This window comes from Burkholderia sp. 4NA327C6 (genome assembly GCF_005502655.1).
GTDB lineage: Bacteria > Pseudomonadota > Gammaproteobacteria > Burkholderiales > Burkholderiaceae > Burkholderia > Burkholderia contaminans.
The window spans coordinates 1-12,495 of record NZ_SCNZ01000027.1 but is presented as its reverse complement, the minus strand read 5'-3'; the positions used below and the strand labels follow the sequence as shown (position 1 = coordinate 12,495).

Sequence of the window (12,495 nt, the reverse complement as noted above, 5' to 3'; positions counted from 1 at the left end):
ATGGACTACATCGACAAGCTGCGGATTTTCCGGTCGGTGGTGGAGATGCGCAGCTTCACGCGTGCCGCCGACATGCATGGCCTCGCACGGCCTGTCGTGTCGCGCGCGGTCGCGGATCTGGAGGCGCGTTTCGGCAGCCGGCTGCTGCACCGGACCACGCGCCAGGTGTCGCTGACCGAAACGGCCGAGCGCATCTACGAGCGCTGCGCGGCCGTGCTCGACGAACTCGACTCGCTCGAAGCGGAAGCGCAGGCGCCGACGCGCGAGCCCGAAGGCCTGCTGCGGCTCGTCGCGCACACGACGGCCGCGCTGAACCGGCTGGTGCCGCTGATCGCCGGCTTCAAGGCCGCACACCCGAAGGTGCGCCTCGACGTGACGCTGACCGAGCGCCCGGTCGATCTCGTCGGCGAAGGCTATGACATCGGCATCGTCGTGCCGTACATGCTGACGAACGAATCGACCGTCGTGCGAATGATCGAGCGGATTCCGCTCGTGATCGTCGCGACGCCTGCGTACCTGCGCGCCCATTCGCACCCGGTCGCGCCGGCGGATCTCGCCGACCATCTGTTCGTGCCGATGTCGCCGTCGCTGCGCCGGCCCGCGCTGTCGTTCCGCGTCGACGGCGACCTGCTGACCGTGCCGTTCCGCTTCGACATCTCGTCGAACAGCCCCGTCTTCAACCGCGAGATGGTGATGCACGACTTCGGCATCGGCGTCGTGCCGAAAACGCTCGTCCAGGCCGAACTCGCGTCGGGCGCGCTCGTGCAACTGCTCGCGGATGCCGACCTCGTCGACAAGTTCGTCGAGATCAAACTGGCTTACGCGAACCGCGCGCTGCTGCCCGCGAAGGTCAAGGCATTCATCGACTACACGGCCGCCTATTGCGACCGCGAAGGCTGGATCGTCCCGGCTGCAGCCTGACGCCGATTGGTACGGCCGCGGCAACAATCTGATCGCGCCCCGCCGCTCGCTCCGGGCGGCATTGCCCCCTAACATGTGTACATGCACAAGATGACGCTCACCGATGACGATTGCTTCGCGGTCCGCCAAGCCGCCCGCCGGATCTCGCAGTTCTACGAGCGTTACCTGTCGCAGGCGGGCGTGACGCCGTCGCAGTACAGCATTCTCGCGCTGCTGCGCGACCGGCCCGGCCTGACGATGGCGACGCTGTCGACCGTGCTGGTGATCGAACGCACCGCGCTGCTGCGCGCGCTCAAGCCGCTCGTCGGCGCGGCGCTGGTGGCGGGCCAGATCGAGCCGCGGTGCCGCCGCCAGACGTTCGCGCTGACCGCGCACGGCGAAACGAAGGTCGCCGACGCGCAGGTGCACTGGCTCGCCGCGCAGGAAGCGTTCGAGCAGCGGTTCGGGTCGACGCAGGCGGCCCGCCTGAGAGACGAATTGTTCCGGATCACGCACAACCTGCCGGAACGCTAGCCCCTTCCCCGATCGACGACATGCCGTCGATCGACTTGATAAGTGCATATACATAGGTGAATCGATGGATACGACCCAAGCCGCTGCCTCATCCCGTGAAGCAGCCACACTCGACCAGCCCGCGAAGCAACAGCGCCGCGTGCCGTGGATGCGCATCGCGGTGGGTGCCGTCGCCGTCGTCGTCGTCGCCGCCGCGCTCGACTGGCTGTTCGTGCTGCGCTTTCAGGAGAGCACCGACGATGCGTATGTCGGCGGCGACGTGACGGTGCTCGCGCCGAAGGTCAACGGCTTCGTCGACAAGATCCTCGTGACCGACAACCAGCGCGTGAAGGCCGGCGACGTGCTCGTGCAGCTCGACGCGCGCGACTACGACGCGAAGCTCGCGCAGGCCAGCGCCGAAGTCGACAGCGCCCGCTCCGCCGTGACCGAACTCGAGGCGAAGCAGCAACTGCAATACGCGGTGATCGGCCAGCAGGCGGCCGACAAGAACGCGTCGTCGGCCGAGCTGACGCGTGCCGCGTCGGATCGCGTGCGCTACCGCGAGCTCGTGAAATCCGACGCCGTGTCGAACCAGATCGTCGAACGTGCCGACGCCGACTACTCGAAGGCCGGCGCCGCCGTCGAGCGCAGCGACGCCGCGCTGCTCGCGTCGAAGCGGCAGCTCGACGTGCTCGGCGCGCAGCTCGCCGATGTGCGGGCCCGCGTGAACACCGCACTTGCCGCGCAGCGCGTCGCCGCGCTCAACGTCGAATACACGACGATCCGCTCGCCGGTCGACGGCTACGTCGGCAATCGCACGGGCCGCGTCGGGATGCTCGCGAACGTCGGCGCACCGCTGCTGACTGTGGTGCCGGCGTCCGGCCTGTGGATCGACGCGAACTTCAAGGAAGACCAGCTGCGCAAGATGCACGCGGGCGATCGCGTCGACGTGTCGCTCGATGCGTCGAGCACGAAACTGCACGGCCGCGTCGACAGCCTCGCGCCCGCCACCGGCGCGACCTTCAGCGTGCTGCCGCCCGAGAACGCGACCGGCAACTTCACGAAGATCGTCCAGCGCGTGCCCGTGCGCGTGCATCTCGATCCGCAGCCGGGCCTCGAGCAGGTGCTGCGCCCCGGGCTCTCCGCGGTCGTGACCGTGCATACCGACCACGCGAACTGAGCGGGAGCCGACGATGACCACCGCGTTTTCCGGCGACCCGGCGTCGCAACCGACCAAGCAGCGCGTGTTCGCGTTCGCGCTGATGTGCATCGGCTTCTTCATGGCGACGCTCGACATCCAGATCGTCGCGTCGTCGCTGCGCGACATCGGCGGCGGCCTGTCCGCCAGCCAGGACGAACTGTCGTGGGTGCAAACGGCCTACCTGATCGCCGAGATCATCGTGATCCCGATGTCGGGCTGGCTGTCGAAAGTGATGTCGACGCGCTGGCTGTTCGCCGCATCGGCGGTCGGCTTCACGATCACCAGCATGCTGTGCGGCGTCGCATGGGACATCAACTCGATGATCCTGTTCCGCGGGCTGCAAGGTGCGCTCGGCGCTGCAATGATCCCGACCGTGTTCACTACCGCGTTCGTGCTGTTCCCCGGCAAGCAGCGGCTGATTGCGTCGACGACCATCGGCGCGCTCGCGTCGCTCGCCCCCGCGATCGGCCCCGTGATCGGCGGCTGGATCACCGATCAATGGTCGTGGCACTGGCTGTTCTACCTGAACCTCGTGCCGGGCATCGCGGTGGCTGCGCTCGTGCCGCGCTACGTGCACATCGACGAACCCGACTTGAGCCTCATCAAGCGCGGCGACTATCTCGGCATCGTGCTGATGTCGGGCTTCCTCGGTTGCCTTGAATACGTGCTGGAAGAAGGCCCGCGCAAGAACTGGTTCGGTGACGACGCGATCGTGATCTGTGCGTGGATTTCCGGCATCTGCGGCTTCCTGTTCATCGTGCATGCGCTGACCGCGAAGGATCCGATCGTCGACCTACGCGCGCTCGTCGTGCGCAACTTCGGGATCGGCAGCCTGCTGTCGTTCGTGACCGGCATCGGGATCTTCGTGACCGTGTTCCTGACGCCGCTGTTTCTTGCGCAGGTGCGCGCGTTCAGCTCGCTGCAGATCGGCATCGCGTTGCTGTCGGTCGGCGCGTTCCAGCTGGTCGCGCTCTGTGCGTATGCGTTTGCCGCACGGTTTTTCAGCCTGCGTTCGTTGCTCGTGTTCGGGCTGATCTGCTTCGGGCTCGGCTGTTATCTGTACACGCCGATCACGCACGACTGGGGCTGGCGCGAACTGCTGCTGCCGCAGGCGCTGCGCGGCATCGGCCAGCAGTTCAGCGTGCCGCCGATCGTGACGATGGCGCTCGGCTCGCTGCCGCAGTCGCGCCTGAAATCGGCGAGCGGCCTGTTCAACCTGATGCGCAACCTCGGCGGGGCGATCGGCATCGCGGTGAGTGCGACGATGCTCAACGACCGGCTGAACTTTCATTACCTGCGCCTGAACGAGCACGTGAGCGCCGGCCAGCCGCAGGTCGCGTCGCTGCTCGATCGCCAGGCCGCGTACTGGTCGTCCGTGGCCGGCAACACGCTGGACACCGCGCAAACCGGGCTCGCGAACCTGCACCACCTGATCTATCGCGAAGCGCTAACGCTCACCTATGCGGATGCGTACTACGCGCTGTCGCTGTGCTTCGTCGTCGCGTTGATCGCGGTCGTCTTCTCCAAACCCATTTCCCTGAACGCGCCGCCGCCGGACGCGCACTGAGGTTGAGGTCATCACCATCATGAAAAAACTTCTCGTCGCCCTCGCCGTCAGCGCCCTCGCCGCAGGATGTGCGGTGCAGCCCGCGCAGCATCCGGCGCTTCAGGAATCGGTCCGAACGCTCGCGCCGGATGGTTGGGATACCGATGTACCGCGCGCGGACATCGACGCCGCCGCATGGTGGGCGCAGTTCCACGATCCCGTGCTCGACCGGCTGATCGCCACCGTGCTCGACGGCAACCTCGATCTGCAGGCCGCCGCCGAACGCGTGAAGCAGGCGCAGGCGCTGACCGTGCAGAAGCGCGCGGTGCTGCTGCCCGAACTGGATGCGACCGCGCATGCGGCCGACGCACGGCAGAACACGCCGCCGCCGCTCGGGTATGTGCGGCAGGCCGGCGCGGGGCTCGCGCTGAGCTGGTCGCCGGATGTGTTCGGCGGCGAACGGCTCGATCTGCTGGCCGCGCAGGCCGAGCTCGTCGGGCAGAAACATGCGGAAGACGCGATGCGGCTCGCGCTCGCGGCCGATGCGGCTTCCGCGTATGTCGATCTGCGCTGGGCGCAGCAGGAACTGAAGATCCTGCAGGACAACGCGAAGATCCGGCAGCATGCGCTCGAACTCACGCGCAAGCGGCAGGCGTTCGGGCTGTCGACGGAACTCGACGTCACGCGTGCGCAGAACCAGCTCGATGCGCTCGAAGCGCGGATTCCGCCGACGCAGGCGCAGATCACGCATCAGCTCAATCTGATCGCCGTGTATTCGGGGCGGACGCCGGAATCGGTCGATCGGCTCGTGCTGGCGCAGGCTGGTGAGATTCCTGCGCCGCCGGTTGGCGCGCCGGGGACGTTGCCTTCGCAGGCGTTATTGCGGCGGCCGGATGTGCTGACTGCCTATGCGCAGGTCGAGCGGCGGGCCGCGCAAGTCGGCGTGGCGAAGGCCGAGCGGTATCCGAAGTTTTCGTTGAACCTGACGGACGGGATTCTGGCCGCCTCCTATCTCGGGTTGCCTAAGTTGACCGATAACCTGTTCAGCGCGGCGTTGAGCGCGACGAGCCCGATCTTCAACGCGGGACGGATTACCGCCGATATCTCGCAGAGCGAAAGCCGGATGCGCGAGTCGGAACTCGGGTTACGGCAGACGATGCTGCAGGCGTTGAGGGAAGTCGAGGATGCACGCGCGAATCTCGTCAGCTCCGATGAGGCAACGCGCAAGCTCGGTAGCGCGCTTTCTGCTTCGGATAAAGCGCTCGGCTTGGCGAATCAGCTCTATAAGGGCGGTGCGACGGATTTTCTGGATGTGCTGTCCGCGCAGGAGGTGTATCTGCGGGATTCGGATTCGCTCAACCAGGTCAAGCGCGAACATGCGCTGGCGGCGGTGGCGCTGTATCGATCGCTTGGGGGTGGGTGGAGCAGGAATGACGCGGCGGGTGGGCCGGAGGTGGAGGCGGTGGCGAAGAACTGAGCGGGATCACGATACGGCGCCGGCTTCCAACCTTGCCGGCGCCCCGCTCGTCAGCCGCACGATCCCAGGCATTTGACCGACGACAACGCGATGAGGTAAACCGCCGCCCACGCAATGCCCAGCCCTGCGATAACGGTGAGGATCCGCGTGATGAGTTTGTGCCGGAACCGGATCGCAGCAAACACTCCCGCAGCCAGCAGGAGCACGATGAGGATCGGGCCGAACACGTTCATTGCGAATTACAACGGCGGCCGCTTCAGCTTCACCCAGCGCTGCACCGACGCCCGCTCCCACTGCGCCCGCGCATAGTCGGCGAGGCGCTGCGGCACCGGATCGTCATTCAGCACCAGCCGGTTCAGCATCACCGCAAGATCGACATCGGCAATGCTCCACTCGCCGAACAGGTTGGCCGTGCCCGGCGCGAGCAGCTTGTCGGCGGCCGCGAACAGCTTCTGCGCGGCCGCCTGCGCCAGGCTCGACAGCGGCTCGCTCGACGGCCCGTAGAACAGCACTTCGGTCGACCGCTCCGTCCGAACCGGCATCAGGTCGCTGCGCAGCCACGCCTGCACCTGCCGCGCCCGCGCGCGCTGGCGCGGCTCGACCGGATAGAGCCGCGTGCCCGGGAAGATCTCGTCGAGATACTCGGTAATCGCCGACGATTCCGACAGCGCGAAATCGTCGTGCACGAGCGTCGGCACGCGTTGCGTCAGCGAGGTCGCCGCGTAGTCGGGCGCAAAATGCGCGCGGTTGCCGAGATCGACGGTCACCAGTTCGTAAGGCAGCGCCTTTTCCTCGAGCGCAACGAAAACCGACATCGCGTAAGGGCTCGCGTATTGCGTATCGGCGTAGAGACGGAGATGACCGGTTTGCACTGCTGGCTCCTTGTGGGTGCGAAGGCCGGCGGCGGCTCGTTGATGCGCCGACAGGCTTCGGGTGGGTCGATGCGGTTGTGCGACAGGTTAGCAGCAGCAGATGCGCCGTTGATTGCAGTTTTGTGTCCGCTGCCGCGGCGAGATCATCGGGCGTCGGGCCAGCGGTATCCGATCACTTCGGTCAACGGGTACGCGAGCTCGCGGACTTCTTCCAGCTGGTTGCCGCCGAAGAGATACACCTGTTCGTCGTCGTGACGCAGGTAGAACCCGACATGCCCTTTCCAGCTCGCGGGATCGTCGCGCGTGAGGATCGCGATGCAGCCGTACACCGGGCGCTCCAGCGGCCGGCCCCATTCGAGCCACGAACGCGCGAGCGCGGAGCCCGTGCCGCGAACGCCGGCGTGCGTCATGCACCAGTTGACGAACGACGAGCACCAGGAAATCTTGTCGTCGTAGCCGACCAGGTTCGTCTGGTTGTTGTATTCGACGATGCGCGGGTTGACGCTTCCGGGAGGATGGCGGCGAATGCCGAGTTCGGCCATCGCGACGGGCATCCATGGCGGATGGACGGCGTCCGGCTTGCTCTCGGAGGTTGATCGGGTCACGTCTGCCTCGATTCATGGAGATTGATCGCCAATCGTCGCATGAATCGCGCATGGCGACGAGCCCACCATCACCGCGATGCCCAATGTCATCCGCCATCCGGCGCTGGCGTGCCGACCGGCTCCGGTGGCGCGCTTCACCATGCCGGCGTTCGGCGGCCGGGGCGCACTACGGCCTGGGTTGAAGCGCGCGGTATTTCGCGGGTGTCGTACCCAGCGCCTGCTTGAACATGTTGATGAAGCTCGTCACGGCCTCGTAGCCCAGTTCATCCGAGACCTGCTGCACGCTTCTGCCTTTCGCCAGCGCCTCGAGAGCGACCATCAGATGCAACTGCCGCCGCCATTTGCCGAACGACATGCCGGTCTCCTCGAACAAGCGCCGCGACAACGTGCGCTCGCCCATGCCGATGTGGCGCGACCATTCTTCCACGGTACGGCGATCGCCCGGCGACGCGATCAGCGCCTGCGCGATCTGCCTGATACGAGGGTGTCTCGGGATCGGAAAGTGCGTGTCCACCCGCTCCATGATGGCCAGCTCTTCGATCAACAGCTCGACCATCAACGCGTGTCGCCTGACGCCGGGTTGGAGCGGCCTGTGTGCCAATTCGACGATGATCTCGCGCAGCATCGGGCTGATGCGCAGCGTGCGGCATTCATCCGGCAGCCCCGTCACCGATGGGTGAATGAAGACGAAGCACCCATCGGCCGCCGGCGAAGCGCGGCTGACGTGAGGCAGCCCCGCGGGGAGCCACAGTGCGCAATGCGGCGGGATGATCCAGTGCGCATCGCGCGCCTCGCAAGCCACCACACCCTGAAGCGACAGAACCAGCTGCCCGTCCGGATGGGTATGGCGGCGGCCTGCCACGCTTTCACTCAAGGCGCCGAAGCGCGCTGCGGTCACGGAAAAGGTCATCGGTCGAAGCGCAAGGAGATGCACACCACGGGTTGTCGAGTTCCACGTATTTTTTGTCAAAATACACGATATCCGCAAGCCTACCCCTCCAGTAACCTGCATGCCGAACGACGGACGCCTCCGTCCCCCTGCCCCATGCCACTGGAGAAAGAATGACTGACGCCACCACGATCGCGCGCATGATCGAAACCCACGATGGACACCCTGTCCTGCATCCGTCGGGCGCCCGGATGAACATCAAGGTTTTCGCCGCCGAAACGGGCGGGGCTTATTCGCTGATGGAAACCGTGCTGCCCCCCCGGCGGAACCGTGCCGTTGCACATCCATGAAGACGAGGACGAGAACAATTTCATTCTCGAAGGCGAGCTGACGATGCAGATCGGCGAGGTTCAGTACACCGCAAAGGCGGGCAGCTATGTGGTCGCGCCCAAGGGGATCACCCAGCAATTCCACAATGCCGGCACGGCGCCCTGCCGATTCCTGACGACGTTCACGCCCGGCGGGGCGGAAGGGTTCTTCAAGGAAGCGGGCGAGCTCGTGCGGCTGGCGGCCCCCGGCAAGCCTTCCGCCGATGCGCTTGCCGCGCTTCAACGCAAGTACAAGCTGCGCTACCTGCCGGCGGCTTGAGGCGGGCACGCTGCAGAGGGTCGGGCTTTCACTCATGCGGGGGGTTACGATTCCGTCGCGATCCCCGCTTATGATGTCGCGAGCCACACCACCCTCACGCCCGCCATGCGCATCACGCCCCTGCCGCCCCTCCAGTGCCTCGTCGCGTTCGAAGCCGCCGTGCGGCACGCGAGCTTCACGCGCGCGGCCGCCGAGTTGCACCTGACCCAAAGCGCGATCAGCCGGCAGATCCAGCAGCTCGAGGAATTCCTCGGCCGCTCGCTGTTCGTGCGTGAACATCGTTCGCTGCGGCTGACGATCGCCGGCGAGCAATACGCGGCGCAGGTGCATCACCTCCTCACGCAATGCGCGGAAGCCACGCACGACGTGATGAAGCCTTACGGCGATCTCGAACTGACGATCGCATGCTCGTCCGGCGTGGCGCTGCTCTGGCTCACGCCGCGCCTGCCCGCGTTTCGCACCGCGTATCCGAACATCAAGCTGCGGCTGATCGTGCGCGACGGGCTCGCGTCGATGTCGCCGGCGGAGTTCGACGTGGGCATCTACTACGTGCGCCAGCAGGCCCCCGCCGAATACACCGCGCGGCGCCTCTTCGACGAGGAAGTGTTTCCCGTCTGTGCGCCGGATTACCTGGCCGGCCGCACGCTCGACGCGGCCGATCTCGCGCACGAGACGCTGCTGCGCCTCGAGGACGGGCAGCGTCAGTGGATGTCATGGTCCGAATGGTTCGACCAGAACGACATCGACCGGCAGAAGGCGCAGCCGCAGGACATCACGATCAACTCGTATCCGCAGATCGTGCAGATGACCATTCTCGGCCAGGGCATATCGCTCGGCTGGCGCTACATGATCGACGCATGCATCGAGGCCGGGCTGCTCGTGCGCGTGACGGAGGCGTCCGCGAGCCACGGCGGCGGCTATTACGTGATCTCGCCCAACGACCGCGCGCAGAACCACGCCGCGCGCCTGTTCACACGCTGGCTGTTCGACCAGGCGGAGCGCCAGATGGCGCCCTGACCCATCCGGAACGCAACGCATGCGCCCAGCGCATGCGTGCATGCGAATCTTTCGTTTCAGAAAAAAATCCGGCTGTCCTTAGCATGGGATTCACGCGGGGCAGCCGTCCCGTCTTCTGATTCGGATAGAGGAAGAGACCATGCAAGGAACGCTTTCCCCGCGCGCCGCGCCTGCCGTCGACGCGGCCGTGCAGCAGCGCCGCCGCGCCATCGTCGCGACCGTGATCGGCAACGGCCTCGAATGGTTCGACTTCACCGTCTACAGCTTCTTCGCGGTCATCATCGCGAAACTGTTCTTCCCGACCGGCAACGAACTGACGTCCGTGCTGCTGACCGTCGCGACGTTCGGCGTCGGCTTCTTCATGCGGCCCGTCGGCGGCATCGTGCTCGGCATCTACGCGGACAAGGTCGGCCGCAAGGCCGCGCTGTCGCTCACCATCCTCATGATGGCCGCCGGCACCGCGCTCATCGGGCTCGCGCCGACCTACGAACAGGCCGGTATCGCCGCGCCGCTGCTGATCGTCGTCGCGCGGCTGCTGCAAGGCTTCTCTGCCGGCGGCGAGATGGGCGGCGCCACCGCGTTCCTCACCGAATACGCGCCGCCGGAGAAGCGCGCGTACTACTCGAGCTGGATCCAGTCGAGCATCGGCTTCGCGGTGCTGCTCGGCGCCGCGACCGGCACCTTCGTCACGACGTCGCTCGACGCGCAGGCGCTGCATAGCTGGGGCTGGCGCCTGCCGTTCCTGCTCGGGATCATCGTCGGGCCCGTGGGTTACTACATCCGCAGCCATATCGACGAGACGCCCGCATTCAGCGCCGTCGAAGCGCAGGCGAAAGAAAGCTCGCCGCTGAAGGAAGTGCTGTCCACCTACCCGCGCGAGACGTTCGCGAGCTTTTCGATGGTCATTCTGTGGACCGTCTGCACCTACGTGCTGCTCTTCTACATGCCGACGTATTCCGTGCGCACGCTGCACCTGCCGCAATCGACCGGTTTCGCGGCCGGCATGGTCGGCGGGCTGATGATCATGTGCTGCTCGCCGATCGTCGGCCGGCTCGCCGACGTGTGGGGACGGCGCGTGTTCCTGTCCGGATCGGCGCTGGCCATCTTCGTGCTCGCGTGGCCGATGTTCGCGTGGATCAACCATGCGCCCGGGTTCACGTCGCTGATCGTGTTCCAGGCCGTGTTCGGCGTGCTGATCGCGACCTACACGGGGCCGATCCTCGCGGCGTTCGCCGAACTGTTCCCGACCAAGGTGCTGTCGACCGGGCTGTCCGTCGCCTACAACTTCGCGGTCACGATCTTCGGCGGCTTCGCGCCGTTCCTGATCACGTGGCTCATCGCCCGCACCGGCAGCAACATGGCGCCTGCTTTCTACGTAACACTCGCGGCGGCCGTCAGTTTCGTCGGCACGCGCTTCGTGAAGGACGCCAAGCGGGCCGCTTCCGTCAATCGATAAGGATCTCTATCCATGACCATTACCGTGCTTCAAGGCGGCAACGTACTCGATCTCGAACGGGGCGTGCTGCTCGAACATCATCATGTGGTGATCGACGGCGAACGGATCGTCGAAGTCACCGATCGGCCGGTGGATTTGCCGAATGCGCAGGTGATCGACGTGCGCGGCAAGACCGTGATGCCGGGGTTCATCGATTGCCACGTGCACGTGCTGGCTTCGAATGCGAACCTCGGTGTGAATGCGACGCAGCCGAATATTCTTGCGGCGATTCGGTCGTTGCCGATTCTCGATGCAATGTTGTCGCGTGGGTTTACCAGCGTGCGGGATGCTGGAGGTGCGGACTGGAGCTTGATGCAGGCGGTTGAAACCGGGCTGGTGTCGGGGCCGCGGATTTTTCCGTCGGGAAAGGCGTTGTCGCAGACCGGCGGGCATGGGGACTTTCGGCCTCGTGGGGATTTGCTGGAGCCTTGTTCCTGCTGTTTCAGGACTGGGGCGATCGCTCGGGTGGTGGACGGGGTCGAAGGTGTGCGGCTCGCCGTGCGCGAAGAAATTCAGAAAGGCGCGACGCAGATCAAGATCATGGCGTCAGGTGGCGTGGCTTCGCCGACCGACCCGATTGCGAACACGCAGTATTCGGAGGACGAGATTCGGGCCATCGTGGATGAGGCCGAGGCCGCGAATACTTATGTGATGGCGCATGCGTATACGGGGCGGGCGATTGCTCGGGCGGTGCGCTGTGGGGTGAGGACGATCGAGCATGGGAATCTCGTGGATGAGGCCGCGGCGAAGCTGATGCATGAGCATGGGGCGTTTGTCGTGCCTACGCTTGTCACTTATGACGCGCTGGCCAAACACGGCGCGGAGTTCGGGATGCCGCCCGAGTCGGTGGCAAAGGTGGCTTCCGTTCAGCAGAAAGGACGCGAATCGCTGGAAATCTATGCGAACGCCGGCGTGAAGATGGGGTTCGGGTCGGATCTGCTCGGGGAAATGCACGCATTTCAAAGCGGGGAGTTTCGGATTCGGGCGGAGGTGCTGGGGAATCTGGAAGCGCTCAGGTCGGCGACGACCGTCGCGGCGGAGATCGTCAATATGCAGGGGCAGCTTGGGGTCGTGGCGGCGGGAGCTATTGCGGATCTGGTCGTGCTGGATGGGAATCCGCTTGAGGATATCGGAGTCGTGGCCGATGAAGGCGCGCGGGTCGAGTATGTGTTGCAGCGGGGGGCGCTTGTGAAGCGGCAAGCCGGTGGGCGTTGATTTGTATTAGCCGGGACTTGATCTGACAGGTAGTCGGGCCGACAAAGAACGAGTCATCAATGGGGGATGAGTTTCTCCTTGGCGAGATCGAGCGAATCGAGGAAAGTGCGCATCGGC

Annotated in this window: 14 protein-coding genes; 10 read left to right on the top strand and 4 right to left on the bottom strand. The window is 65.6% G+C overall.

Annotated elements, in window-relative coordinates; all coding sequences use genetic code 11:
• The 5 genes from FFS49_RS24850 to FFS49_RS24830 all read left to right on the top strand — a co-directional run bounded on the left by FFS49_RS24850 (nucleotide 1) and on the right by FFS49_RS24830 (nucleotide 5,637).
• The gene (locus tag FFS49_RS24850; RefSeq protein ID WP_039344849.1) at nucleotides 1-921 is read left to right on the top strand and encodes a LysR family transcriptional regulator; all 921 of its coding nucleotides are present in this window, start codon (nucleotides 1-3) and stop codon (nucleotides 919-921) included.
• Nucleotides 922-1,002: 81 nt separating this feature from the next.
• Entirely contained in the window at nucleotides 1,003-1,434 is a 432-nt protein-coding gene (locus FFS49_RS24845; protein ID WP_039344962.1) for a MarR family winged helix-turn-helix transcriptional regulator, read from the top strand.
• Between the two features lie 64 nt (nucleotides 1,435-1,498).
• On the top strand, nucleotides 1,499-2,593 hold the full coding sequence (locus FFS49_RS24840; RefSeq protein WP_105818965.1) for an HlyD family secretion protein: 1,095 nt from the start codon (nucleotides 1,499-1,501) through the stop codon (nucleotides 2,591-2,593).
• A gap of 13 nt (nucleotides 2,594-2,606) precedes the next feature.
• Nucleotides 2,607-4,181 carry a DHA2 family efflux MFS transporter permease subunit gene (locus FFS49_RS24835; RefSeq protein ID WP_105818966.1) on the top strand — a complete coding sequence of 525 codons (1,575 nt, stop codon included), beginning with the start codon at nucleotides 2,607-2,609 and terminating at the stop codon, nucleotides 4,179-4,181.
• A gap of 19 nt (nucleotides 4,182-4,200) precedes the next feature.
• Nucleotides 4,201-5,637 carry an efflux transporter outer membrane subunit gene (locus FFS49_RS24830; RefSeq protein WP_105818967.1) on the top strand — a complete coding sequence of 479 codons (1,437 nt, stop codon included), beginning with the start codon at nucleotides 4,201-4,203 and terminating at the stop codon, nucleotides 5,635-5,637.
• 50 nt (nucleotides 5,638-5,687) lie between these two features.
• Here FFS49_RS24830 and FFS49_RS24825 read toward each other — a convergent pair whose 3' ends face one another.
• The 4 genes from FFS49_RS24825 to FFS49_RS24810 all read right to left on the bottom strand — a co-directional run bounded on the left by FFS49_RS24825 (nucleotide 5,688) and on the right by FFS49_RS24810 (nucleotide 8,024).
• The gene (locus tag FFS49_RS24825) at nucleotides 5,688-5,870 is read right to left on the bottom strand and encodes a hypothetical protein (RefSeq protein WP_105818968.1); all 183 of its coding nucleotides are present in this window, start codon (nucleotides 5,868-5,870) and stop codon (nucleotides 5,688-5,690) included.
• A gap of 6 nt (nucleotides 5,871-5,876) precedes the next feature.
• Nucleotides 5,877-6,509 carry a glutathione transferase gene (gene yfcF, locus FFS49_RS24820; protein ID WP_105818969.1) on the bottom strand — a complete coding sequence of 211 codons (633 nt, stop codon included), beginning with the start codon at nucleotides 6,507-6,509 and terminating at the stop codon, nucleotides 5,877-5,879.
• 143 nt (nucleotides 6,510-6,652) lie between these two features.
• Nucleotides 6,653-7,063 (bottom strand): TIGR02594 family protein, encoded by a 411-nt coding sequence (locus tag FFS49_RS24815; RefSeq protein WP_105818970.1) that lies wholly within the window; start codon nucleotides 7,061-7,063, stop codon nucleotides 6,653-6,655.
• Nucleotides 7,064-7,280: 217 nt separating this feature from the next.
• The gene (locus FFS49_RS24810) at nucleotides 7,281-8,024 is read right to left on the bottom strand and encodes a helix-turn-helix transcriptional regulator (RefSeq protein ID WP_171026831.1); all 744 of its coding nucleotides are present in this window, start codon (nucleotides 8,022-8,024) and stop codon (nucleotides 7,281-7,283) included.
• A gap of 152 nt (nucleotides 8,025-8,176) precedes the next feature.
• Between FFS49_RS24810 and FFS49_RS42105 the strand changes: the two genes are divergently transcribed.
• The 5 genes from FFS49_RS42105 to FFS49_RS24790 all read left to right on the top strand — a co-directional run bounded on the left by FFS49_RS42105 (nucleotide 8,177) and on the right by FFS49_RS24790 (nucleotide 12,378).
• On the top strand, nucleotides 8,177-8,353 hold the full coding sequence (locus FFS49_RS42105; RefSeq protein ID WP_171026830.1) for a hypothetical protein: 177 nt from the start codon (nucleotides 8,177-8,179) through the stop codon (nucleotides 8,351-8,353).
• Entirely contained in the window at nucleotides 8,340-8,651 is a 312-nt protein-coding gene (locus FFS49_RS24805) for a cupin domain-containing protein (protein ID WP_171026829.1), read from the top strand. Before FFS49_RS42105 ends, FFS49_RS24805 begins: the two co-directional genes overlap by 14 nt.
• A 105-nt stretch (nucleotides 8,652-8,756) precedes the next feature.
• Complete coding sequence (locus FFS49_RS24800; protein WP_105818973.1) at nucleotides 8,757-9,668, top strand: LysR substrate-binding domain-containing protein; 912 nt, start codon at nucleotides 8,757-8,759, stop codon at nucleotides 9,666-9,668.
• Between the two features lie 139 nt (nucleotides 9,669-9,807).
• Entirely contained in the window at nucleotides 9,808-11,124 is a 1,317-nt protein-coding gene (locus FFS49_RS24795; RefSeq protein WP_105818974.1) for an MFS transporter, read from the top strand.
• A 12-nt stretch (nucleotides 11,125-11,136) separates the two neighbouring features.
• Nucleotides 11,137-12,378 carry an amidohydrolase family protein gene (locus FFS49_RS24790; protein WP_105818975.1) on the top strand — a complete coding sequence of 414 codons (1,242 nt, stop codon included), beginning with the start codon at nucleotides 11,137-11,139 and terminating at the stop codon, nucleotides 12,376-12,378.
• The last annotated feature ends 117 nt before the right edge of the window (nucleotides 12,379-12,495 follow it).

Coding starts and splice junctions, on each gene's coding strand:
- FFS49_RS42105 (WP_171026830.1), top strand. CDS start 8,177: ATGACTGACGCCACCACGATCGCGCGCATGATCGAAACCCACGATGGA.
- FFS49_RS24815 (WP_105818970.1), bottom strand. CDS start 7,063: ATGCCCGTCGCGATGGCCGAACTCGGCATTCGCCGCCATCCTCCCGGA.
- FFS49_RS24850 (WP_039344849.1), top strand. CDS start 1: ATGGACTACATCGACAAGCTGCGGATTTTCCGGTCGGTGGTGGAGATG.
- FFS49_RS24795 (WP_105818974.1), top strand. CDS start 9,808: ATGCAAGGAACGCTTTCCCCGCGCGCCGCGCCTGCCGTCGACGCGGCC.
- FFS49_RS24800 (WP_105818973.1), top strand. CDS start 8,757: ATGCGCATCACGCCCCTGCCGCCCCTCCAGTGCCTCGTCGCGTTCGAA.
- FFS49_RS24840 (WP_105818965.1), top strand. CDS start 1,499: ATGGATACGACCCAAGCCGCTGCCTCATCCCGTGAAGCAGCCACACTC.
- FFS49_RS24825 (WP_105818968.1), bottom strand. CDS start 5,870: ATGAACGTGTTCGGCCCGATCCTCATCGTGCTCCTGCTGGCTGCGGGA.
- FFS49_RS24845 (WP_039344962.1), top strand. CDS start 1,003: ATGCACAAGATGACGCTCACCGATGACGATTGCTTCGCGGTCCGCCAA.
- FFS49_RS24790 (WP_105818975.1), top strand. CDS start 11,137: ATGACCATTACCGTGCTTCAAGGCGGCAACGTACTCGATCTCGAACGG.
- FFS49_RS24835 (WP_105818966.1), top strand. CDS start 2,607: ATGACCACCGCGTTTTCCGGCGACCCGGCGTCGCAACCGACCAAGCAG.
- FFS49_RS24830 (WP_105818967.1), top strand. CDS start 4,201: ATGAAAAAACTTCTCGTCGCCCTCGCCGTCAGCGCCCTCGCCGCAGGA.
- FFS49_RS24810 (WP_171026831.1), bottom strand. CDS start 8,024: ATGACCTTTTCCGTGACCGCAGCGCGCTTCGGCGCCTTGAGTGAAAGC.